Genomic DNA, 26,263 nt, shown 5'->3' on the forward strand with positions numbered 1-26,263 from the left:
TTAAAAAGAAATTCTTCCATAATTTAATATAATTTTATCAATTAACCTTGAAGCATCGCTTTTTGTTAAACTATCAATTGGCGTTTCAAGATTTATTTTATGATATTTCATTAAATCATTCAAGTAGAATTTTTGTCTATTTGTGATACTTTCTTCCTTTTTTACCTTGTAGTTGATCACCTTGGCTCGAAATAATTCTGTGTTAGTTTCACCAAATTGATTATACATCTTTTCATACAACTCGGCACATGCTTTCGCATCATCATATGCTCTATGTGCGTGTTCATTGATTATTCCATAGTGTAGGCACATCGCACTAAGTGCACGACTCTCAAGCTCTGGATGTAATTTTTTTGCAAGATAGAGCGTATCGATTGCTTTATTATCAAAACCTTTCTTTTGTTTATAAGCGTGCGCCTTTAAAAAACTATAATCAAATCGAATGTTATGACCAATAATATCTTCATCTCCAACGAACGCAAGAAACTCCCATAAGACTTCTCTACATGAGCGTTCGTTTTTCAACATCTCATTGGTAATCCCTGTTATCTCGGTAATTCTTGATGATACTACTGCGTTTGGCTTAATTAAAGAAGAATATATCTCAACTGGTACACCTTCTTTGTATCTTACAGCTCCAATCTCAATAATCTCATCTTGCTCAGGTCGTAATCCGGTTGTTTCTATATCAAGTGCTACGTAATCTCTACACATACTTTCCTCCTCTGCACTGCATTCATAAACAATTACGAAACTCTTTATAGTACTTAATGGACACCAAAGTGTTTTATGCACAAAGTAGAATTTCGCAATTGCATCCTGTTACTTTGTTTTTGCCTTTGTCTTAGTTTGACGTTTCGCAGTTGTGGCTCCACCAGCCTTACATAAATCTTGAAGGAAACATTCACTACATTGTGGATTTCTTGCTGTACAGATACCACGCCCATGTGTGATGATTTGTATATTATATAAAATCCAGTGGTCCTTAGGAAGAACCTCCATAAGGTCAAATTCAATCTTCTCTGGATCTTCTTCTTTCGTAAGACCTAATTTCTTAGAAATTCGTTTTACATGGGTATCTACAACAATACTAGGCTCATTATATATATTTCCACGTATGACATTAGCTGTTTTTCTTCCTACCCCTGCAAGGGAGGTTAATTCTTCTACTGTTCTTGGAACTTCTCCGCCATACTCTAAGATAATCTTATTCGCACATGCTATTATATTCTTTGCTTTATTACGATAAAAGCCGGTAGAATGGATATCCTTTTCTAGTTCCTTCAAGTCTGCTTTTGCAAAATCTTCTAACGACTGATACTTCTTGAATAAATCCTTTGTGACAATATTAACTCTTTCATCTGTACATTGTGCACTGAGCATTGTAGCAATTAATAATTGCCATGCATTCTCATGATTCAGATAGCACTTATATTCTCTCGAATACGTCATATCAAGTCTATCAAGAATCTGCCTAATTCTTTCCTTCTCCGCCTTAGTTATTCTTCTCTTTGCCATAAACATTCCCTATCTTTCTAATCCTTACAACAACGCCTTTTCCTTGTTTCCTATATAATATAGCTCCGTTTCATTCCTCTTCTCAAATATGTGGGTACAAGCTGCATGATCAAGTGGATTTCTATTCTTATAGTCGAATAGGATATATTCTTCTTTTACTATGGCTTGTCCCGTACTTGCTGATTCAATAATATCATATGCGAACTTCTCCATATGAGTCAATCTACTAATTTGCTTACCAGTATACTCCTCATACCCCTTAAGATATGATTTAACAGACTCTTCTTCCACAAAGAAATGGTGATAGATCTCACGTTCTACTTCGTTTGTTGATAAGAAATCTGGTTTACTCTTAAGATTCTCTCTTAGATATAGATCATATAAGAGGATCGCTTCTAGTACCTTCCTATCAAATGTATACGCAGCCTTCTCACTTATTGCCTTATCTTGAATACGCTCACCCATAAATCGAAGTAATATTTCATAACGGCTCATTCTCGTATGACTCATACTATTTAGCTTCTGTTCTTCATAATATCGACCAATTTCTTGATAGAAATCAAAAGGTGTCTCAAAGAATTGTTCCAAATACTGAATACTATACGTAAACTGCCCACTATTATGATACACCTCTACCATATCTTCGACTTGTTTTAATTGTAACACTTCGTCATAAGACAGCCAATCTGTAAATAATACCTCATATGGTGCGTGGTTCTTATACGTGATACAACCTTGTTTACTAAACGTGTGCATTGCAGAACCCTTTAGTACTTTCAAAAATCCTAGCTGTAGTTGATTTGGACTCATCGAATATACTTCATTAAAAGAATTGCGGAAGGACTCATAATCTTCATATGGAAGACCCGCAATTAAATCTAGGTGTTGATGAATATTCAAACTACTATTCACACGGTCAACTGCTTCTCTTAATTTATCCAAGTTCATTTTACGATCAATTGCTTGAATTGTCTCTTCATTGGTGGATTGCACACCAATCTCTAACTGCACCAATCCTTGTCTCATCCTTGATAAGACTTCTAGTTCTTCTTCCGTTAATATATCCGCTGAGATCTCAAAATGAAAATTCGTTATTCCATTATCATTCTCATGAATAAATCTCCAGATTGCTAATGAATGTGCGCGATTACAATTAAAAGTTCGATCTACGAATTTTACTTGTGGAACCTTATTATCTAAGAACACTTTTAGTTCACGTAATACCAAATCAATATTACGGAGACGAACCCTCTTATCAATAGAAGATAAACAATAACTGCAGGAGTATGGGCACCCACGGCTTGATTCATAATAGATAATCTTATTCTTAAAATCATCTATATTCTCATAAGGAAACGGAACTGTACTTAAATCTAATTGTTCTCTTGATGAGGTTACCTTAACCCCTTCCCCTTCAGACATGTTATCACGAAAGGCTAGTCCTTTTATATTTTCTAATTTCCCTTTTCCATCTACATAATGTTCCATCAATTGCAAGAAGGTCTCTTCTCCTTCTCCAATCATAATACCAGTAAGATACGGAATACGCTCCATTCTTTCTTTCGCATCATAGGAAACTTCTGGTCCACCTAACCATATCTTCATATTCGGTAAAAGTTTATGCAATTCTTCTGCAACCTCTTCTACCATCTCTATATTCCAGATATAACAAGATAATGCTAAGACATCTGGCTTTTTCTTATAAATCTCCTGAATAATATAATCCGTATAATGATTTATCGTAAATTCAGCTAGTTCAATATGATTTTCGTATTTCTTCGCATACGACTTCAAACAATAAACTGCCAAGTTAGAATGAATATATTTTGCATTAATAGCTGCTAATAAGACTTTCATAGCTAAAATCTTACTCCTTCCTAATTGTTATATCTTAATTAGGCAATTGCGAAACTCTTTGTAATGTCTAAAGACATAACAATGTGTTTTATGTCTGTCGTTACTATTTGCTGAATTGTGTTAACGTCACATACAATGCTTTTATTGTATGGGTGAGTAACACAATTTTAAGCAAATTGTAGTAGACAGCCTTAAAACACAGGTATGTCTTAGGCATGTAGTAGAGTTTCGCAATTGACTTTATATCCTAGTAGTATAGCACACTCTATTAATAATTGTATAGACAAGGTTTTCCCTAATTAGATGCACATAATTTGTTGCTATGAAGCCAAAGGCTGAATAGTAATACTTGTATTACCAATTAATTATGTTATAATAAAAAAAGATTATGAAGATTTTGTGGCAAAACTGTCAAAAATACTTAATATTATTATGTTAAAGGAGTTAATCTAAGATGAATCTAGTTACAATTAGAGAGTTATACAAAGAGAAAGATAAATTCATCGGCCAAACAGTTGAAGTAGGTGGATGGGTAAGAAGTATTCGTGATTCCAAAACATTCGGATTTATCGTTGTTAATGATGGAACATTCTTCGAAACATTACAGATCGTGTACAGTGACAAATTAAGCAACTTTGCTGATATTTCCAAACTAAATGTTGGCGCTGCAATCGTTATCAAAGGACAACTTGTAGCAACACCTCAAGCAAAACAACCTTTCGAAATTCAAGCAGAAGAAATCGAAATCGAAGGTGCTTCCTCTCCTGAATATCCACTTCAAAAGAAGAGACACTCAATGGAATACTTAAGAACAATTTCTCACTTAAGACCAAGAACGAATACTTTCCAAGCTGTATTCCGTGTACGTTCTCTTATCGCATACGCTATTCACCAATTCTTCCAAGAAAGAGATTTCGTATATGTTCACACTCCATTAATCACAGGTAGTGACTGTGAAGGTGCAGGTGAAATGTTTAGAGTTACTACTCTAGATATGAATGAAGTACCTAAAACTGAAGATGGCAGTGTTGATTACTCACAAGATTTCTTTGGTAAAGAAACAAACCTAACCGTAAGTGGTCAGTTAAATGGTGAAACTTATGCGATGGCATTCCGTAACATCTATACGTTCGGACCAACTTTCCGTGCTGAGAACTCTAACACGACAAGACATGCGGCTGAATTTTGGATGATTGAACCAGAAATCGCATTCGCTGACCTAAAGGATGATATGATTCTTGCTGAAAACATGATCAAATACGTAATCAAATATGTACTTGAACATGCTCCAGAAGAAATGAGCTTTTTCAATTCATTCATTGATAAAGGATTAATCGAACGTTTACAACATGTAGCATCTTCTGATTTTGGACATGTTACTTATACAGAAGCAATCGAAATTCTTGAAAAGAACAACGATAACTTTGATTACAAAGTATCATGGGGTTGTGATTTACAAACAGAACATGAAAGATTCCTTACTGAACAAGTATTCAAAAAACCAGTATTCGTAACAGATTATCCTAAAGAAATCAAGGCTTTCTATATGAAACTTAATGATGATAATAAAACAGTTGCTGCCATGGACTTACTTGTACCTGGTATCGGTGAAATCATTGGTGGTAGCCAAAGAGAAGATAACTATGAAAAATTAGTTGCTCGTATGAATGAATTAGGATTAAAAGAAGAAGATTACGACTTCTACTTAGACCTTAGAAAATACGGTTCCACTAGACATGCTGGATTTGGTCTTGGATTTGAAAGATGTGTAATGTACTTAACAGGTATGACAAACATCCGTGACGTAATCCCATTCCCAAGAACAGTTAATAACTGCGAATTATAAGATATACTTTTTATACTTATATCTAATAGAAAGTACGCTATGCGAACTCATATGATAACATAGTCATCATGATGACTATGAAGGACCATTACAAACTATTCTCTGGTTTGCAATGGTCCTTCTCTTTATTACTATACTTGATTTACCGATAGCCTTAGTAATACTTCACCGTTACTTCTTTCCCCATCTTCTTCATATAGTCCTTCAATTGTTCGACAAGATGCATGCGAATACTAAGATCAAAGGGTAGATTAGGATTCTGATGAGCTACATTGATGGCTTTTCCTACATACATCTTGAGGGAAGTACATTCTTCAATTAATACCTTAGCCAACCTAGACCCACCATTCTCTTTGTCCAGCTCCATAAAGAAATTCTCATCAATACTCTCTTCCACATACTTCTTCAAAAGAGATACTGCCCGATTCAAGGTTAATACCCCTTCTGTCACCAATCTAAATCCATCAATATGAGCTGTTGGTGGTATGTCTGGATCAATATAATTTAAAGAAGTCATGATTTCTCTATTCAAAACACGCGATACAATATTGGCGCTTGTGCCACCACAAACGATTCTTTGTGCTTCTCCACTCATGAAATCTTGCATTAAGGTCTCGTCATCCTCTTTCCTCCTTGGCGGTCCTGTGAAGATATGAACAACCTTTCTATCAATAATTCTAGCTACTGCTATGGTTGTATCATCACCTGGTGTTTGCATATACAAATCATCACATGCCTTACTAAGGATGGAAGCTAATCTTGATGCTGATAACGTCTTCTTCGTTGATTCAAGGGTATACTCTGCCATATGGTCCCAAGTCCAGCCGAAGTTTAACACCTGACCGACACCTGCATGAATCACTCCGTCACTCATAAGTACCAAACAATCATTTAGCTTAACGTCAAATCTACATTCGCGAATCTTTTTATCTGCAATAATTCGTTCTGTAAACGGAAGGCGAATCAACTTCTCATCCCTTACGAACACACAACTCGGATTATCAAATTCAACAAGATACGCTTTCCCATCATGAAAAATCTGTAAGATGCTAAATGTAGAGTATGCCACTTGCCTAACTTGACATACCGGTAATGTTTTAACAATTGTCTCTACACATTCATCAATTTTTGCACCATTCAAAAACATAGTACCTAATATCTTAGAAGTTAATGTAGCAAGAATATTTGCCTTAACACCACTTCCCATTCCATCTGCTAGAATGATAATATTAGAGTTTTCTGTCTTTAATATCTCGACTTTATCTCCACACAATTCCTCATGATGCTTGTTTAAGCTCTTATAGGATACATCTATGCTAATACTCATATCGTTCTTCCCCCCCTGCTGCAAAGCCAATGGTTTCATCGACTTACTCTTCTCCGTCATTCAATATGGTATCTCTTAATTTCGTTAGCGTTACTTTCGTCTCTGCTGTCGTCTCACCTAATAACCCAGCAATTTGTTGTGCTACTAACATCTGCTTATCAATTACTCTTTGCGCCATCTCAATTGTCTCTACTTTCACCTTATATGCTTGTTGTTTTTTCTCTTCCACCCTAGTGATATCTTGGAAAATTCCTAAAACATTGTTCTGTTCCTCTATATAAACAATATTCTGCAACGTAGCTAACTTACGATCTGGATAATCTACCTTCTTACCATAGATGTTATTATGAGTCAACATTACCTCTTCAAAATCCGTATGGTCAATAAACTCATAGAGATACTTATTAAGTGCTTCTGTTCTTGTTACACGAAAGTACCTTGTAGCAGCCCCTGAAAACTCAACAATCTTCATATCAACATCTACAACAATAATTATATTCGGTGTAGTATCTAGCACTATGTTAGCCATTGATTGTGCTTTCTCATGCATATATGGTATACACATCGTTAATTCTGCTTTCCCTTGATATACGGCAATTGCTTTATCCCTGCACGTTGGATAACCGCAAGCACCACAATTAAGTTCTTGATCCCTCTTCACCTTTCCAGTTTTCTTTAAGATCTTCCTTAATTCATCTTCTGATGGCATCGGTTCTTCTGATGCACGGTTTTTGAAAGTTTTAGCCAAAGACTCTTTATTTAAATTATGGAATTCGTTTTGATTTGGAGCTTCCTTTCGAATGGATTCCTCCATATCTAACTTCACCTTAAACCGCGAGATCTCTTTCCTGCTCACCGCTGGTCCCTTAATACAGCCACCATTACATATGTTCGCTTCAATAAAACAACCTTCTACTTCTCCACATTCCATACTTGCAAACAATTCCATACAATTCTTAATACCATGTACATAGAGTTTACGATATTTCCTTACTTCTGCGTCGTCTTCCATTGCAACAACCGAACTAATTACTCCGCTACTAATAGGATACAGACGATTCACCGCAGGATTACTATTATCAAACTCCATTGGTTCCAAATCCGTAATGTTAATCTTTTCCTTTGCTAACCACTTCTCTATTTCCTCAAAATTAATTACTGCATCTATGTATCCCCTTGTTCTTTCATCCCCTTGGGCTTCACGTTTCTTTGCCATACATGGACCAAGGAATACAATCTTAACTTCTTCTTTTACAACCTCTCGAATCATTTTTCCATGCGCTATCATTGGCGATACAACAGGTGCCATCTCATCTACTAAACTTGGATAATAGATTTCAATTAAATCATTTGCACTTGGGCAACTTGTCGTAATAATATTACGCATCTTTCCTTCTCTAATTAATCGCTCATATTCATTCGTAACATAGACTGCTCCCTCAGCGGTCTCGCGAACTTGATAGAAACCTAATTTCTTGAGTGCCGTAACAATCTGTCCTGAGTTATTGAACTTCATAATACCTGCATAAGAAGGAGCTATGGATATAACTGTTTTATAACCGCTTGCAATGTAATCCTTTACTTTCTCTAGATCACTAATGAATGTTTTTGCATTTTGTGGACATGCTTCTAGACAATGTCCACATAGAATACACATGTCATTTATAATCTGTGCTTGTTCATTTTTAACTTGTATCGCCTTTACTTCACAAGTTCTAACACATTTGTAGCAATTCTTACATTTTGCCTCTTTAAAACCAATTACGTTCATAGCTCCACCCTTCCTTATGTCAGTCTTTTAAGAATTTGTTCCAAGAAGAACTCTTCCACAGCCGCTGGGCTAAGGGAAAACAATTCTTCCTCGATTTTTACACATACTCCATTCATGCATTCACCCATACAGAATGAACCACGAAGTTCAACTTCCTTTTCTAATTTATTTTCGTGTAGTAAATGTTGTAACTTTTCTATAATTTCCCGTGAACCTTTTAGATGACAGGAACTACCTATACAAACTGTAACAATCATATTCCTACCTCCCAAGTTAACAACAATAGCCTACACTAATATCTTTCACGATACGTGTAACGTGTGTGTAATTGATGATGTGCAATCTCACTACCTGGTTCTTCGTAATACTCTTCATAAAGTGCTTTAATTGCAGGATTCTCATGAGATTTTCTAATTACCTTCGCCTCATCAATCTGGTAAGTTGCATTCGTACGTGCCTTCAATATATCTCCGTCACCATAATGATATGGTTGACCGCCACCGCCGATACAACCTCCTGGACATGCCATAACTTCAACTGCATGTAGATTCCTTGGATTACCATTCTTAATCTCTTCCATAACTTTTCTTGCATTGGATAGGCCATGTGCAACCGCAACATTAATATCCTGCCCTACAATCGTAACCGTAGCTACTTTCAAACCATCGAATCCTCTAACTGCTTCGAATTCAACCCTTGGTAACGTCTTCTTCTCTAGGACTTCATAAACCGTACGCAAAGCCGCCTCTAATACCCCTCCAGTTACCCCAAAGATAACCGCTGCACCTGTTGATTCCCCAAGCGGGCTATCGTAATCGCCATCTGGGAGGTTTACAAAATCTATATTGGCTAACTTAATAAGACGTGCTACTTCTCTTGTTGTAAGAACTACATCCACATCTGGATTACCGTCTTCTTTTAATTCTTCTCTGTCTGCCTCAATTTTTTTGGCAGTACATGGCATTACTGATACAACAAACATCTTCTTACGATCAATGTTTAATTTCTCTGCAAAGTAATTCTTTGCAACCGCACCAAACATACCTTGAGGTGATTTAGCAGTAGATGGTAAATCCAACATATCTGGATAATTAGACTCATAAAAATTCACCCAGCCTGGGCAACAAGAAGTTAATAGTGGTAATGCCGTTTTCTCACCATTCAAGAACTTGTTTAATCTATCGATTAACTCTGTTCCTTCTTCCATAATGGTAAGATCTGCCGCAAAATCTGTATCAAATACATAATCCGCACCCAAATCCTTAAGCGAAGTAACCAGCTTACCTGTTACATCCGTTCCTGGCTCTAAACCGAACTCTTCCCCGATTGCTACTCTTGTAGCGGGAGCTGTCTGGAACACAACTGTCATATCAGTATCAGCAAGTGCTTTTATTACCTGGTCCGTATCGTCTTTTTCCATAAGTGCTCCAACTGGACAGACAGCTACACATTGCCCACATCCGACACACATAGTATTGTCTAAGGATTCATCAAATGCAGTTCCAACGACCGATTCAAACCCACGATCTACACCTGATAAGGCATGAACGGATTGAATATCCGAGCACATCTGCTCACAACGACGGCACATAATGCACTTGGACATATCACGTACAATGGCTTTATTCTCTCTTATTTCATATTCAGACTGTGATTTCCCTGATAAATGAATATCCACAACACCTGTTTTTCTTGCCAAATCCTGAAGCTCACATGCTCCAGATTTGGTACAAGTTAAACAATCATTGGGATGATCTGATATCATTAATTCAACAATCATCCTACGTGCGCTAAGAACACGCATACTACTTGTCTTAATAACCATACCCTCCATAACTGGTGTTGCACATGCAGGACATAGATTTCTTCTCCCCTCCACTTCTACAACACATATACGACAAGATGCTGGTTGGCACTTATATTCCGTGTTATGTAATCTCATATAACAAAGTGTTGGTATGTCTATACCAATACTTTGCGCTGCATCTAGTATTGTACTACCAGGGGCAACACTTACCTGCTTCCTATCTATTACTACATTTATTGATTTCATGTCTGCCAAAAGAATCACTCCTTCCCTCATCAGCCTTTTGATATTGCACCGAATTTACATTTTTCCATACAAGCTCCGCACTTGATACATAATTCATCTTTAATAACATGTGTTTCCTTAACTTTGCCTTCAATTGCATTGTTAGGACATGTTCTAGCACATAATGTACAACCCTTACACTTATTCACATCAATTTTATAAGATAGTAGCTTACGACATACTCCTGCTGGACATTTCTTATCAACAACATGGGCTACATACTCATCATAGAAGGCATCAAGTGTTGATAATACTGGATTTGGAGCCGTCTGTCCTAAACCACACAATGCAGTATCTTTAATAACCTGGCTAAGGTTTCTGAGTTCATCAAAATGTTTCATCTCGCCTTTTCCATCACAGATTAAAGTCAGTAATTCTAATAATCTTGTGGTACCGACACGACATGGGGTACATTTTCCACAAGATTCTTCCTTGGTAAACTCTAGATAAAACTTAGCTACCGCTGGCATACAACTTTCTTCATCCATAACAATCATACCGCCAGATCCCATCATTGAGCCTTTCGCTATTAAGTTATCAAAATCAATTGGAGTATCTAAATCTTTCTCCGTTAGACAACCACCAGAAGGGCCACCGGTTTGAACTGCCTTGAATTTCTTCCCGTCCTTAATTCCTCCACCTATATCAAAGATAACTTCACGAAGCGTAATACCCATAGGAACTTCAATTAATCCTACATTATTAATCTTACCTGCTAAGGCAAACACCTTCGTACCTGCAGATTTTTCCGTACCAATGGAACGATACCAATCTGCTCCCTTCAATATAATCTGTGCAACATTAGCATAGGTTTCCACATTATTCACATTCGTTGGTTTTCCAAAGAAACCACTCTCTGCTGGAAATGGTGGTTTTGTTGTTGGTTCTCCACGACTTCCTTCCATAGAATGTAACAAAGCGGTTTCCTCACCACACACGAAAGCTCCTGCACCGAATGTAATCTCAATATCAAAGCTAAAATCTGTTCCAAGAATATTATCTCCTAATAATCCATATTCTCTAGCTGATTTGATTGCGTTTTCAAGTCTTGTAATTGCAAGTGGATATTCTGCACGAATATACACACGACCTTTCGTTGCGTTAATTGCGTATCCACAAATCGCCATAGCTTCAACAACACTATGTGGATCACCTTCTAAAATAGAACGATCCATGAACGCTCCTGGATCACCCTCATCTGCATTACATACTACATACTTTACATCTGCATCATATCGACTTGCTATCTCCCACTTAAGTCCTGTAGGGAAACCTGCTCCTCCTCTACCACGAAGCCCCGAATCTTTCATAATTTGAATGACGTCTTTCGCTTCCATAGTTGTAAGACATTTTGCAAGTGCTTGATAGCCATCTTCCCTTATGTACTGTTCTATTACTGCTGGGTCTATATAACCACAGTTCCTTAATGCGATACGCATCTGCTTCTTGTAAAAGTTCATATGTTTCGAATCGGGAATGGATTCTCCAGTGTTTTGATCCTTATATAAAAGTCTCTCTACCTTCTCACCATTCACAATGTGACCCTGAATAATTTCTTTGGCATCTTCAGGTTTTACCTCTGTATAGAAGGTATTGTCGGGAAGAATCTTCACAATTGGTCCTTTTTCACAGAAACCAAAACATCCTGTCATAAGAACGGCAACACGATCCGCAAGGTTTTCCGAAGCTAGTTCCTCCTCTAGATTTTTAACAATTAAATCAGAATTAGCAGATTTACAACCAGTTCCCCCGCAAACAAGAATTGTTATTTTTTGATTCTTCTGCGCTTCCAATGCTTTGGCTTTAACATTACAAAGTTCTTCAATCGAATTAATCTTTGCCATATGAATACACTTACTCCTTTCAAAGTCTGGCGACCTTGTGCGAAGCACAACCCGCTAACTCCTTGATTGTTAGTCTTTTCCGTTTTATTACGCGCGAAAAATTGCCGAATATACATAACTTAATATTCAGCAGATGTCTTGCCTATCCATCTTAGGCTAAACTGTATTGGGTATTTTCACTCTACAAGGAAGCTAAGCGACATGTAACGATGGTTACATAGAGTGATGCCGAGTCCCTAGATGAGAAAATAGGCATTACAGTTTGGCTAATTATGACTAAGGCAAGATGCCAGTATGTCTTTTACCATATCCTTCGTTACCCTACCATAAACCTCGTCACCAACCATAACAACTGGAGCTAATCCACAAGCTCCCACGCAACGAAGCGCATTTAACGAGAATTTACCATCTGCAGTGGTCTCATTACAGGATATACCTAACTGCTTTTTAAATTCATCTAATACAGGCTCTGCTCCTCTAACATAACAAGCAGTACCGAGACAAACAGATATGTTATATTCACCTTTTGGAATCATAGAAAAATAAGAATAGAATGTTACCACTCCGTAAACTTTAGATGTTGGGACATCCATCTTTCTCGCTACAAAGAACTGTACCTCTTTTGGGAGATACCCGAATATACCTTGTGCACGATGAAGAACACGTATTAATTCTCCTTTTTTAGAAGGAAGCGAATCTATGTATGCGCCCAATTCTTCGAACTTCTCTTTTGACAAACTATCTATTGCCATGTTGCCTACACCTCCTAATAATAGTACAATCAGTCTAACAACTTTACTTTCGGAAACGATGAGTCACAATAACTAGTCCATTAATTGAGAATATTATAGATATTACTATATGACATTAGCGATCAATTTTATGTATATTTGCTTATTCTACTTCCACCTCTCTTTTGTCTATTATGCACCATTTGTTAAACTTTTATCAATGATGTTTAATAGATATATTATATCAAACATTCCAATCAATGTAAACACATTAGTGACTTGTTTCATCATCCACTTTATTATTGATTATATTTTGTATATTATGTCAAATTATGAAGTATTCATTTTCACCTCCTTGCTTACTATATTATCTTGTTGTTATACCTTGACAATTTCTATTTATCAACATATAATTAATAATGATTACTATTATCTCGATAAGGAGGTTACTATGACTAATCTAAAATATAGTAGACAGCGAGAAGCCATTAAGGAGTATCTTGCAAGTACTACCTGTCACCCCACTGCCGATACAGTTTATATGAATATAAAGAAATTATATCCCAATATCAGTTTAGGTACTGTTTATCGTAATCTTAGTCTCTTGGCTGAACATGGTGAAATTATCAAGATCTCCTGTGGTGACGGAAGTGATCGTTTTGATGCAAACATTGGTCAACATTATCACCTTATCTGTAGCCAGTGTGGCGAAATTATTGATCTTCAAATGGACTCTATTGATCACATTAATGCAATTGCTAATGCCTCATTCCCAGGAAAAATTAATGGTCATACTGTTTACTTTTACGGGACATGTGAGAAATGCTTAAAAACAGAGAAGTATTCTTAATTCAATTTTAGTATAAAACGGCTATAAAAAACCATATATATGATATATCGCTATTATATATATGGTTTTTTATAGCCGTTTTATCTATGCCACACACCCCTACGCCTTTCTCTATCGCATATTAATTCGTAGCTTTCAAACACTATGCAGTAATAATAAACATATCAACTTTAAAATAAAAAAATAAAAATAATTAAATATATACTTGACAAAGTTTCTCAACTAATGTATCATAACAATATCAGTAATGATTACTATTTTTAATTTAAAGCTAGAAAGTTTAATAACTCTCTAGAACATAAAGCAAACATGAAAAGGAGAAAATTAGTATGAAAAAATTTGTATGTCAAGTATGTGGTTATGTTCACGAAGGAGATTCTGCTCCAGATAAATGTCCAATCTGTGGCGCAGGCGCTGATAAATTCACAGAACAAGTAGGTGAAATGACTTGGGCTGCTGAACATGTGGTTGGTGTTGCTCAAGGTGTTAGCGAAGATATTCTTAAGGACTTAAGAGATAATTTCACTGGTGAATGTACAGAAGTAGGTATGTACCTTGCTATGGCACGTGTTGCTCACAGAGAAGGATATCCTGAAATCGGTTTATACTATGAAAAAGCTGCTTATGAAGAAGCAGACCATGCTTCAAGATTTGCTGAGTTATTAGGCGAAGTAGTAACAGATAGCACTAAGAAAAATCTTGAATTAAGAGTAGCTGCTGAAAACGGTGCTACTGCTGGTAAATTCGATCTTGCTAAACGTGCTAAAGCTGCTAACCTTGATGCAATCCATGACACAGTTCATGAAATGGCCAGAGACGAAGCTAGACATGGTAAAGCATTCCAAGGTCTATTAGAAAGATATTTTGGTAAATAATTTACTATAAATATAAAATAATATATAACTCCTCCCCCCCTTAGCTTATATATTAGAAAGATTATCATATGAAGTGTTCCCCCAATTGCTACAGTAATGTAGTCCCTACACTTCTATGGTAATCTTTTTTTGCTTTCTTAAGGTAGGTAACCAAGTAGCTATGCAATATGTATAAAGCATCATCTTGTATTCATTGACAAACCGTCAAATTTATAGTATGTTAAATATATAGTTTAATGATTAAACAAATACTGCGTAGCACCAGTACATAGAAAGGACGAGGTATTTACATGTTATATATTGGTATTGATTTAGGTACATCTGCGGTTAAACTTCTTCTTATGGATGCAACAGGAGATATTAAGAAAATCGTTTCAAAAGAATATCCAATTTTCTTCCCACAAACAGGTTGGTCAGAGCAAAATCCAGAAGATTGGTACAATGCAACAATTGCTGGTTTGAAAGAGCTAACCGCCGAATGTGACACTACATTGATAAATGGATTAAGCTTTAGTGGCCAGATGCATGGACTTGTTATTCTTGATAAAGATGATCAAGTTATACGTCCAGCTATCTTATGGAATGATGGTCGTACACAAAAAGAATGTGATTACCTTAATAACGAAATTGGACGTGAGAAATTATCTCAGTTTACAGCGAACATAGCACTTACTGGCTTTACTGCTCCTAAGCTACTATGGGTTAAGAATAATGAGCCAGAGAACTTCGAACGTATTCAAAAAATCATGTTACCAAAAGACTACTTAGCTTACCGCCTAACTGGTAATCACTGTACAGATGTATCAGATGCTTCTGGTATGCTACTACTTGATGTTAAGAATAAATGTTGGTCAAAAGATATGATTACGATTCTTGGCCTTACTGAGAACCAATTAGCTGAAATTCATGAAAGTTCAGATGTTATTGGCACTGTTAAAGAGGCAGTTGCCACAGAATTGAATTTCCCTTCAACTGTTAAGGTTATTATTGGTGGCGGCGATCAAGCTGTTGCTGCCGTTGGTACTGGTACAGTTGGTGATGGTATGTGTAATATCTCACTTGGTACTTCTGGTGTTGTATTCATCGCAAGTAAAAACTTTGCTGTAGATGATAATAATGCATTACATTCGTTCGCTCATGCAGATAGAAAATATCATCTTATGGGGGTAACATTAAGTGCTGCTGCTTCAAACAAATGGTGGATGGACGAAATCATCGGAACAAAAGATTATGCTACAGAACAAAAAGAAATTAACAAACTAGGTGAAAACAACGTATTTTTCTTACCTTATTTGATGGGGGAACGTACTCCACATAACAATCCAGATGCTAGAGGAACCTTTATCGGTATGACAATGAATACAACGCGTGCAGATATGACACAAGCTGTTCTAGAAGGTGTTGCTTATTCTTTAAGAGATTGCCTTGAAATCGCACGCTCTCTTGGTGTAACAATCGAACGCACTCGTATTAATGGTGGTGGTGCAAAGAGTCCATTGTGGAAGAAGATTATTGCCAATGTAATGAACGTTACTGTTGATACAATCAATAGCGAAGAAGGTCCAGCCTTTGGTGCTGCTATCCTAGCTTGTGTAGGTTGTAAAGAATATGCTACCGTTGAAGAAGCAACAAGTGCATTAATTCAAGTAGTTGATTCTGTAGAACCAGATTCTGAACTTATATCAGCATATGACCAACAATACAAGAAATTTACTATGCTATATCCTGCACTTAAAGATGTATTCAATGTAATCAAATAATAATACTACAATGCAAATTAACATAAAAGAAGAAGCTGTCGTTTGACAGCTTCTTCTTTTATGTTATAAAAAACTTAATACAAATAATCGTCTTCATTGTTTTATCATTATTATTATCGTTTAATAATAGTCTTTTACAAATTCTTATCCTTATTATAATTGCGTTCATATAATTTCAGCCTACCTTGTTTTCCAACAAGACTGATTGCGCCAACACTACACATCACATTCAACGACACTTGCGCTAATGTAACAGATACCTTTGCTATCTTCGAATAATCCTTCGTAGTAAATTGCACAGGCAATTCATCAGGAATCATCTTACTATAATCCGCTACGGTTTCAATACTAATCTCTTCCTCTAATCCAATGGGAATTCGATCACTGCAACTAGATCCTTTCTTTCGGTCCTTACTCCACCCGTTAAGAAAACGATATTCTTCTACTTCTACCATTACAATTCTTAGATTTAGATTGGGATTATTCAGATATTCTTTAATCTTATATAATTCCACAAAAATCTGATGAGGTTTTCCTCTCTTAGGGGATTTTCTTCTTGGTGTTATTTCTCCTGTTGTTTCATCTATCCAACATAGCCATTTACAAGCTGCGATTGGATACACAATCGTAACTGGATGTTTAGGTAAAAAAGCACCTAACTTCCCCCTAAGTTTATTGAATTGCCGTGTCTGTATTTCAATGATACCAGATTCATTCATAATATCAGCAACTTTGGCACCTATCTTAATCTCCTGTTTACTGCTATCAGGTTCATAATAATTCTTTAATACGGAATGTAATGTTTTCTCACTTAATGTTCCTATTCCATCTCTTGTTGCGACAGAATTGACCACCATATCGCAAACTATATCAAACCGTTCCTTATCTACCATGCGCTTTACTCCAAACTATACTATATTCCATACATATCAGTAATCATTAATTATCATAATATAATTGTAATAAACTTCTCTACGAATTGCAATATAGTATAATAAACGGTTAGTCTCTATTGACGAACAAGATGAATCAATGTTGACTGATAATCTCCCCACATTTGCTGAATTAGTATACCTGCATTCATATAAGCAGCACCTGTCATTACTAAATCTGTTCCCTCCCATGCATATAGCGCATCCTCTTGAAGACCTTTCAGGCGAATACGTCTACTATGTGAGTTTGCAAGGTTCGTTACAATAACATACGTAACTAATGCTTCACTCTTGTCCGCTGCAACTACTTCATAACAATCATAATATTTGGTATCTGCAACATTGGCTATTCTGTAATAATCACCACTTTGAATTAATCTTGCATATTGGTGATACATCTCAACTTGTTCTGGAATCATGTCCCTATCTTCTTTCGAAATCTTCGTTACATCTAACTCATATCCAAATGTTCCTGCTAACGCTACATGTCCTCTTGTCTTGAACGGTGTTACTCTGCCTGTAGCATGATTTGGACAGTCACTAACGTGTGCACTCATTGTAGAAAGAGGATAAACCATGGCTGTACCACGTTGGATCTCCAATCTCTCAATTGCATCTGTATTATCTGAGCACCAGATCTGTGGACTATAATATAACATACCCGCGTCAAATCTTGCTCCACCACCAGAACAATTCTCTAATAATAGGTCGGGGAAATCCGTAACCAAGCGTTCCATCATCTCATAAACCCCAAGAACGTAACGATGAGATAGTTCTCCCATCTGTTGACTATTTAATACTCTACTTCCTAGATTCGTTAACTGACGATTCATATCCCATTTTACATATTCGATATTTGCACTTGTTAGAATATCTTTTACACGGTTGTAGATATACTCACGTACTTCTTCACGTCCAATATCAAGAACATATTGATTTCTGCTTAATGTCATTGGCTTTCCTTCAATCTGGATTGCCCAATCAGGGTGCTCTTCATATAATTTAGATTCTGGCGAAATCATCTCCGGTTCAAACCAAATACCAAATTTCATACCAAGGGCATTCACTTCATCGACTAATGACTTCAAACCACCTTCAATTTTATCCTCATTCACAAACCAATCACCTAGAGCACGGTTATCGTCAAAACGATTTCCAAACCAACCATCATCCATTACTAACATCTCAATTCCTAATTCAGATGCTTGCTTTGCAATAGACACAAGTTTTTCTTTATTGAAATCAAAATAGGTTGCCTCCCAGTTGTTAATTAGAATCGGGCGCTTTTGGTCTCTGTATTTACTACGGATTAGATGTCTTCTATAAATGTTGTGAAAGTTACGAGTCATCTGGCCAATACCTTCGCTTGAATATGTCATTACAACCTCTGGAGTTTGGAACTGTTCACCGGACTTTAATAACCAATTAAACTCTTCTGGATTAATTCCCATTAACAAGCGCGTACAATTAAATTGAGTTCCCTCTGCTTGCGCATTAAAGTTACCGGAATACACAAAACTAAAACCATATACATCACCAAAATCTTCTGTAGCCTCTCTTGCACACAATGCCATGAATGGATGTTCTTGATGACTAGATTCCCCTCGTACGGAGTTAACCCCTTGTTTGCCGAGAGAAAGAGGTGATCTTTGAACATGTCTTTCTCTTGCCCATGAACCATGTAACGTAATTAGGTCATAATCAACACCATCAAAATCTTGACAACAAGAATATGCCTTTTCAATCATTATGGTTTTATCTGTGTTATTAATAATTTTAACATCTCTTGTTATAACATCTTCCTCTTCAAAGACACTATATGACAATACAACTTCTATCCCTGTGAATACATCTTCACATGTGATGGACAATGTCATACAACTTGAATCATCTCCGAATGTTGCTGGTAATCCTTTTAAACCTTCTTTACCTTTACTTATATCATGGCTTACATACTGTAATCTACTGGCAGTGTGTCCATCTTCACTGCGTAACTTTAATGCAGAGTCTCGATAGTCTCCTATCCCATGTGTAGAATATTCTGTTGGAAATGTATCATAGAAGGAACAACGATCCCTGTTGTTCTCCGTTGGAATATAAGGAGGCTCATAGATTCTGAGTAAATATGACATCTCCTCGTCCTCTATCCTCTTTCCATAATAAACATGACCAATAAACTGTTCTTTATCCACGATAGCTATCATATACGTTGATTTTTTAGTATCAAGCTTGAATGTCTTGCTGTTATTGAAATATGTAATTCCCATAGTCTCCTCCATTACTTATCTTCGTTAGTAGTATTGTTAATATACTTCCATTGTAACTTGACTTGTTAGAATAATCAATTAATTTTTTAACATTCTCTAATTAATTTTAGTCCAAAAGTCGCTTAATAATTTAATTAAACTATTTCTATTATTAGAACAAAAATTCCCATGACGCAAAAAAGCTGTCCGTTTTCCAAAAAACGGACAGCCCTTCAACATATATTATTATTTTTTGTCGACTTTTTAATGAGTCATCATCATTAAACTACTACTTTCTATTAGCAGGTTCGATGTTGATGCTCTTTCCTTTGATCTTAGCATCCTTCATAACTTGAACTACTTCAGCAGCATATTCCTTTGGCACTTCAACGAATGTATACTTATCAAACATATCAATGGTACCAATTAATTTACCTGGCATACCTGTTTCACCAGCGATAGCTCCAAGGATATCTCCTGGTCTTGCATTTTGTTTTTTACCGATATTGATGAATAGACGAACCATTCCTTCTCCAGCGCCAGTATCACCAAAATCAACTGATTCAGGAGATATCGAATCATTTTGCTCATTATCACCCATTGCAAGCTTTAAGAAAGCAGCAGCTACATCAAGTGAAGTGTAATCTTCTTCATTCACTCTAGATTCAATCAAATCTACCATCTTACTTAGATCTTCTGACTTGATTAATTCATCAATTTTATTAAGAATCTTCTCAACCTTTGTATTAGCAACATCATTAACTGATGGAATTGGTTGACATACAATCTTTGTTTTACAATATCTTTGAATATCTTTTAATTTATAAACTTCTTTTCCTACAACGAAAGTAAAGGCTCTACCTTTTCTTCCTGCACGACCTGTTCTACCAATACGGTGAACATAGAATTCATCATCTTGTGGTACATCATAGTTGAATACTGCTTCTACATCATCAACGTCAATACCCCTAGCAGCTACATCAGTCGCTACTAAGATTTCTGTTTTTCCATTACGGAATCCATTCATTACACGGTCTCTTTGTTGTTGTTTTAAATCGCCGTGAAGACCTTCTGCAAAATATCCTCTTCCTTTTAGGGAAGTAACTAATTCATCTACCATCTTCTTCGTATTACAGAATACTAATGATAATTTAGGGTCATACATATCAAGCAATCTTGATAGAACTTCTTCTTTGTTCTTTGGTTTACATTCATAGTAATACTGTTCGATCTTTGGTACTGTTAATTCTTTCTTAACAACCTTGATTATAGTCGCATCTTTTTGATACGTACGAGCGATATCCATAATTGGCTTAGGCATTGTAGCTGAGAATAATACTGTTTGGCGTTCTTCTGGCATTTCCTTAAGGATCGTTTCAATATCCTCGCGGAATCCCATGTTAAGCATCTCATCTGCTTCATCAAGTACAATCATCTTTACTTCACTAAACTTAACAGTTTTTCTTCTCATATGATCCATAACACGTCCTGGAGTACCGATAACAACTTGTGTTCCGGCTTTAAGAGAGCGAATCTGTTTTGTAATATCTTGGCCACCATAGATTGGTAATACTTTAATTCCGTGAAGGAATTTCGCTAATTTACGGATCTCTTCAGCAACCTGGATCGCTAACTCTCTAGTAGGGCAAAGAACTACAGCTTGAAGGTGCTTGCTCTTTGGATCAACTGATTCAAGTAGTGGGATACCGAAAGCAGCTGTCTTTCCTGTACCAGTCTGTGCTTGACCAATGATGTCTCCTCCTTCTAATACTACAGGTATAGCTTTTGCTTGTATTGGGCTTGCCTGCTCAAATCCCATCTCAATAATCCCTTTTAATAAGGGAGCGGATAAATTTAACTCATCAAATCTAACTGTTTCCATTTCTATAATTAATCCTTTCTGTTCTTACTTGATATAAGAATCAGCGTCGAAGTAGATTTCCACAAAAAAACCCTTAGCCTAACAACCCGGGACTAAGAGTACCTTAATTTAGTGAAGCATCGCATTTATATTATTTCTTATCTGTAACTATTTTATAACTTCTATATTGAAGAAACAATCCATAATTTCTCAAATTTTTCTAATAAAAGAAAACAATTACGTACAACGAAATAAACAACCAATCCTAATACCATCTTTAGGCATTTTGCCTAACTTTCACATTTCGTTCTTGTGAAGTATAACATGTACCTATGTAAATGTCAAGAAAGCTTACTTTAATTTGTATAAAAATAATTTTGATATTTGTATAAATAATCAATTGCAAAATCTCAAACATTTATCTTGTTAAAATCATACTATTCCATAGAACTATACACAAAAAAGTTGCTACTCAAGTACCCTTTCACAGATTCATGTAGCAACTTTTGATTCTTCTTTATCTATGTAGATGCTAAGATTTTAATTGCACTAACATTCCGTTAATCCAAAAACTCGTTACTTAAATCTCTTTAACAGACTTACCAAGCTGAATCTTTCCCGCTATTACAACACGTTCAATTAATGCAGTTCTTGGTTTTTCAATTAAGTTAACCAAATGTATTGCCGCTTCTCTTCCTAATCGAGAGGTATCCTGTTTTAATGTTGTTAGCTTTGGTTCTAATACATCGGAGATCGTAAGACCATCGTAACCAACCACTGAAATATCCTCTGGAATCCGGTACCCTAATCCTTTGATTACATTAATACCACCAATGCAAGCAAAATCATCTGGATAGAAGATACAAGTTGGACGTTCTTTTAACTGTAATAATTCCCTTGTAAGTTCTTCCGCCTTCTGCGAGTCATGATAAGCACCTTCTCTTATATATTCATCCGGCACTTCTACATTCAACTCTTCTAGTGTACGATAAAAACTTGCTAGTCGGTCCGTTGTAACAGAAGAATCAGCACCATGTATATACGCAATCTTTCTATGTCCTGCTTGATAAACATACTCAACTAAGTCATGCATACCTTTAACGTTATCCGAAATAACAGCAATTCTATTGTTAAAAATATGATCAATTGTGACAACGGGTAGGTCACTATTAATTAATTCTAGTACTTCTTCATGATTAAAATTCACACATGCAATTACAACACCATCGACACCACGATACATACAGTGCTCATAATAAGACATCGTTCGAACCCCAATGCGGTGATTAATAAATGTGATATCATAACCATTCTTCTCCGCTTCAACTTTAAACCCCTCTAATACCCTTGCAAAATACTCATGTGTAAGTCCACTATTGGCGTCATCAACAAATAACACACCTATATTATAGGTACGATTTGTCTTCAAAGCACGCGCTGCCGAATTAGGGAAATACCCCATTTCTTTTGCCGTTTCTTTAATTATTAACTTTTTTTCTTGACTAATATCACTGTGATCATTTAAGGCTTTACTGACTGTTGCAACAGAAACCTTACACTTTAATGCAATATCCTTCATCGATACCATATATATTTCCCCCAAATAACGACTATACTTTTGACATTATACAACATTTTCTACAAATAAGCAAAAAAATGTTAGAGAATCTTGATAAAAATATCTGCAACCTATCTTTATTTGCTTAAACGATTTCGTCCTTAACTATAGCACATTATTTGTACTATTACAATATATATACAAGTTTCTTATTTTATTTTTGTACAATATGTACAATAAAATGTTTATACTTTAGTAAGTCCTTATATAACATCTTTTTGTTTTTTCGTATTTATTATTTTTCCACTTAATTTTACAATTTATTCTAATATAATTGCATATTTACACATACTATAATCTATTAATCTTTTTATTAAGAATGTCTGCTTTTTTATTCGAATTTACTGTTCAATTGTATATTTCGCATATATAAAAGTGAGTTTTTTGTTGATTTACTACAAAGATTGGGTTGTATATTGCTTTTATTCCAATTGTAATATATACTGATTCTATAAAGGATATAAGTTTAATTAGTTACTTAATCGTTTTCATAACTTTGGTTTATACTAACACTTACGTATCCTATCAAGACTGTAAATATGGTATCTTTTCGATATCGAATTGTGAATTTATTTATTTTAAGAATGGAGAATGAATAAGATGAAATTTGGTTATTTTGATGACGCTAGACAAGAATACGTTATTACCTCACCTACTACTCCACTTCCATGGATCAACTATTTAGGATGCGAGAACTTCTTCTCTTTAATTTCTAATACATGTGGTGGATATAGTTTCTACAAAGATGCAAAATTATTACGTTTAACACGTTATCGTTATAATAATATACCAACTGATACGAATGGTCGTTATTACTACATTAAAGATGGCGATACCATCTGGAATCCAGGTTGGCAACCAGTTCAGACAGAACTTGATTCCTATAGCTGCCGTCACGGCCTTGGATACAGTGTATTCACATCAACTAAGAATGAATTGACTGCTGAATTAACTGCATTCGTTCCACTAAATAATAATTGTGAAATCAACCGCTTAACACTTAAGAATACTAGCAACCAAGCCAAAGATATTTCTTTATTCTCATACATAGAATTCTGTTTATGGAACGCTGTTGATGATATGACAAACTTCCAACGAAATTTCAGTATTGGTGAAGTTGAAATTGAGGGTTCTGCTATCTACCATAAAACAGAATATAGAGAAAGAAGAAATCACTACGCAGTCTATGCTGTAAACACTGCTATTGATGGTTATGATACCGATCGTGATTCGTTCCTTGGTGCATACCGCGGTGTTAATCGTCCAATCGTTGTAGAACAAGGTAAATCTACTAATTCCAAAGCAAGTGGTTGGGCTCCAATTGGTTCTCACAACATTAATGTAACCCTACAACCTGGTGAAGAGATGTCTTATGTCTTCGTATTAGGGTACCTTGAAATTGATGAAGATAACAAATGGGAAGCCCCTGGTGTAATTAATAAAGCTCCAGCTAAAGAAATGTTAGCTAAGTTTGAAACAAACGAACAAGTTGAAACAGCTCTTGATGAATTAAAAGAGCACTGGACAACTCTATTATCAAAATACACAGTAGAAACAAACGATGATAAACTTACTAGAATGGTGAATACTTGGAATCAATATCAATGTATGGTTACCTTCAACATGTCACGTTCTGCTTCTTACTACGAGTCAGGTACTGGACGTGGTATGGGATTCCGTGATTCCTGCCAAGATTTACTTGGTTTCGTACACTTAATTCCAGACCGTGCACGCGAAAGAATCATCGATATCGCTTCCACTCAATTCGAAGATGGTAGTGCATATCACCAATATCAACCACTTACCAAAAAGGGTAACATGGATATCGGTAGTGGTTTCAACGATGATCCATTATGGTTAATCGCTGGTGTATCCGCATACATTAAGGAAACTGGTGATTTTGGTATCTTAGAGGAATCAGTACCATTTGATAATGATGAATCAAAAGCGCAGCCATTAATGGAACATTTAAGACGTTCTTTTAACTTCACACGAACAAACCTTGGACCACATGGTTTACCTCTAATTGGTAGAGCCGACTGGAATGATTGCTTAAATCTTAACTGTTTTTCTAAAACACCAGGCGAGTCCTTCCAAACTTGTTCAAACTTCGAAAGTGGTAAAGCTGAATCCGTATTCATCGCTGGTATGTTCGTACGATACGGTAAAGAATATGCCGAATTATGTAAGAGAACAGGCAACCAAGCAGAAGCTGAACTTGTACTTGCAGCTGTAGACAAGATGTATGATGCTGTTCTTGAAAACGGTTGGGACGGCGAATGGTTCCTTCGTGCATACGATGCATTCAGTGAAAAGATTGGTTCTAAAGAATGTGAAGACGGTCAGATCTTCATCGAGCCACAGGGATTCTGTGTTCTTGCTGGAATCGGTGTGAAAGAAGGTCTTGCTGAAAAAGCATTAAATTCAGTTAAAGAAAGACTAGATACCAAATACGGTGTAATGTTATTACAACCTGCATATAAAGACTATCACTTAAATCTTGGTGAGGTATCTTCATACCCACCTGGATACAAAGAAAATGCTGGTATATTCTGCCACAACAATCCATGGGTTTCTATCGCTGAAACTGTAATAGGACGTGGTGACCGTGCATTCGAGATTTACAAAAAGACTTGTCCTGCTTATGTGGAAGATATTAGCGAAATCCACCGTACAGAGCCATATGTATATTCACAAATGGTTGCTGGTGCTGATGCTCCTCGTCATGGCGAAGCTAAGAACAGCTGGTTAACTGGTACTGCAGCTTGGACATTCGTTAATGTTTCACAATATATTATTGGTATCCGTCCAGAGTTCGATGGTCTTGTAGTTGACCCTTGTATCCCAAGTGATATGCCAGGATTCAAAGCTACTCGTATCTTCCGTGATGCAACATACAATATCACTGTTGAAAATCCAAATGGCGCACAAAAAGGTGTTGCTAAATTAGTTGTAGACGGACAAGAAATGAGCGGTAATATTATTCCATTCGTTGACGGAAAGAAAGAGTACAACGTTACAATTACACTTGGATAATAGTTACTTCACTCCATTAAAGAAATTAGTTCTATAAGCCAAAAGCCCTGTATGACCTCCTAACAGTCTTACAGGGCTTTTGCATATTAAAGATGTGTA

Annotated in this window: 18 protein-coding genes; 5 read left to right on the forward strand and 13 right to left on the reverse strand. The window is 36.1% G+C overall.

The window, feature by feature from the left end; genetic code table 11:
• The 3 genes from BUB90_RS03505 to BUB90_RS03515 all read right to left on the reverse strand — a co-directional run bounded on the left by BUB90_RS03505 (position 1) and on the right by BUB90_RS03515 (position 3,375).
• Positions 1-714: a 3'-5' exonuclease gene (locus BUB90_RS03505; RefSeq protein ID WP_073282888.1), complete on the reverse strand. Its 714-nt coding sequence runs from the start codon at positions 712-714 to the stop codon at positions 1-3.
• A gap of 108 nt (positions 715-822) precedes the next feature.
• Entirely contained in the window at positions 823-1,518 is a 696-nt protein-coding gene (nth, locus tag BUB90_RS03510; RefSeq protein ID WP_073283763.1) for an endonuclease III, read from the reverse strand.
• A 24-nt stretch (positions 1,519-1,542) separates the two neighbouring features.
• Positions 1,543-3,375, reverse strand: a complete 1,833-nt coding sequence (locus BUB90_RS03515) for a B12-binding domain-containing radical SAM protein (RefSeq protein ID WP_073282891.1) — start codon at positions 3,373-3,375, stop codon at positions 1,543-1,545.
• 454 nt (positions 3,376-3,829) lie between these two features.
• Between BUB90_RS03515 and asnS the strand changes: the two genes are divergently transcribed.
• A complete protein-coding gene (gene asnS / locus BUB90_RS03520; protein ID WP_073282894.1) occupies positions 3,830-5,221 on the forward strand; it encodes an asparagine--tRNA ligase in 1,392 nt (463 codons plus the stop codon).
• Positions 5,222-5,375: 154 nt separating this feature from the next.
• Here asnS and BUB90_RS03525 read toward each other — a convergent pair whose 3' ends face one another.
• From BUB90_RS03525 to BUB90_RS03550, 6 genes are all read right to left on the reverse strand, one after another.
• Positions 5,376-6,548 (reverse strand): SpoIIE family protein phosphatase, encoded by a 1,173-nt coding sequence (locus BUB90_RS03525; protein ID WP_073283766.1) that lies wholly within the window; start codon positions 6,546-6,548, stop codon positions 5,376-5,378.
• Positions 6,549-6,591: 43 nt separating this feature from the next.
• The gene (locus tag BUB90_RS03530) at positions 6,592-8,319 is read right to left on the reverse strand and encodes a [Fe-Fe] hydrogenase large subunit C-terminal domain-containing protein (protein ID WP_073282898.1); all 1,728 of its coding nucleotides are present in this window, start codon (positions 8,317-8,319) and stop codon (positions 6,592-6,594) included.
• A 14-nt stretch (positions 8,320-8,333) separates the two neighbouring features.
• Complete coding sequence (locus BUB90_RS03535; protein WP_073282901.1) at positions 8,334-8,576, reverse strand: (2Fe-2S) ferredoxin domain-containing protein; 243 nt, start codon at positions 8,574-8,576, stop codon at positions 8,334-8,336.
• A gap of 35 nt (positions 8,577-8,611) precedes the next feature.
• Positions 8,612-10,372, reverse strand: coding sequence for an NADH-dependent [FeFe] hydrogenase, group A6 (locus BUB90_RS03540; RefSeq protein WP_073283769.1), 1,761 nt, complete (start codon positions 10,370-10,372; stop codon positions 8,612-8,614).
• 29 nt (positions 10,373-10,401) lie between these two features.
• Positions 10,402-12,255, reverse strand: coding sequence for an NADH-quinone oxidoreductase subunit NuoF (locus BUB90_RS03545; RefSeq protein WP_084139066.1), 1,854 nt, complete (start codon positions 12,253-12,255; stop codon positions 10,402-10,404).
• Positions 12,256-12,521: 266 nt separating this feature from the next.
• Entirely contained in the window at positions 12,522-13,007 is a 486-nt protein-coding gene (locus tag BUB90_RS03550; protein ID WP_073282904.1) for an NADH-quinone oxidoreductase subunit NuoE family protein, read from the reverse strand.
• A 430-nt stretch (positions 13,008-13,437) separates the two neighbouring features.
• Here BUB90_RS03550 and BUB90_RS03555 point away from each other — a divergent pair, with 430 nt between their 5' ends.
• The 3 genes from BUB90_RS03555 to xylB all read left to right on the forward strand — a co-directional run bounded on the left by BUB90_RS03555 (position 13,438) and on the right by xylB (position 16,471).
• Positions 13,438-13,836, forward strand: a complete 399-nt coding sequence (locus tag BUB90_RS03555; protein ID WP_073282907.1) for a Fur family transcriptional regulator — start codon at positions 13,438-13,440, stop codon at positions 13,834-13,836.
• A 329-nt stretch (positions 13,837-14,165) separates the two neighbouring features.
• Positions 14,166-14,711 carry an NADH peroxidase gene (locus BUB90_RS03560; protein ID WP_073282910.1) on the forward strand — a complete coding sequence of 182 codons (546 nt, stop codon included), beginning with the start codon at positions 14,166-14,168 and terminating at the stop codon, positions 14,709-14,711.
• Between the two features lie 290 nt (positions 14,712-15,001).
• A complete protein-coding gene (xylB, locus tag BUB90_RS03565) occupies positions 15,002-16,471 on the forward strand; it encodes a xylulokinase (RefSeq protein WP_073282913.1) in 1,470 nt (489 codons plus the stop codon).
• A gap of 134 nt (positions 16,472-16,605) precedes the next feature.
• Here xylB and BUB90_RS03570 read toward each other — a convergent pair whose 3' ends face one another.
• The 4 genes from BUB90_RS03570 to BUB90_RS03585 all read right to left on the reverse strand — a co-directional run bounded on the left by BUB90_RS03570 (position 16,606) and on the right by BUB90_RS03585 (position 23,098).
• Positions 16,606-17,364: a hypothetical protein gene (locus BUB90_RS03570; protein ID WP_073282918.1), complete on the reverse strand. Its 759-nt coding sequence runs from the start codon at positions 17,362-17,364 to the stop codon at positions 16,606-16,608.
• 116 nt (positions 17,365-17,480) lie between these two features.
• Entirely contained in the window at positions 17,481-19,670 is a 2,190-nt protein-coding gene (locus BUB90_RS03575; protein WP_073282921.1) for an alpha-galactosidase, read from the reverse strand.
• A 268-nt stretch (positions 19,671-19,938) separates the two neighbouring features.
• Positions 19,939-21,531: a DEAD/DEAH box helicase gene (locus BUB90_RS03580; RefSeq protein WP_073282924.1), complete on the reverse strand. Its 1,593-nt coding sequence runs from the start codon at positions 21,529-21,531 to the stop codon at positions 19,939-19,941.
• A gap of 559 nt (positions 21,532-22,090) precedes the next feature.
• Positions 22,091-23,098, reverse strand: a complete 1,008-nt coding sequence (locus BUB90_RS03585) for a LacI family DNA-binding transcriptional regulator (protein WP_073282928.1) — start codon at positions 23,096-23,098, stop codon at positions 22,091-22,093.
• Positions 23,099-23,728: 630 nt separating this feature from the next.
• Here BUB90_RS03585 and BUB90_RS03590 point away from each other — a divergent pair.
• Positions 23,729-26,164, forward strand: coding sequence for a GH36-type glycosyl hydrolase domain-containing protein (locus tag BUB90_RS03590; RefSeq protein ID WP_073282931.1), 2,436 nt, complete (start codon positions 23,729-23,731; stop codon positions 26,162-26,164).
• Positions 26,165-26,263 lie beyond the last annotated feature (99 nt).

The organism is Anaerosporobacter mobilis DSM 15930 (genome assembly GCF_900142955.1).
GTDB lineage: Bacteria > Bacillota > Clostridia > Lachnospirales > Lachnospiraceae > Anaerosporobacter > Anaerosporobacter mobilis.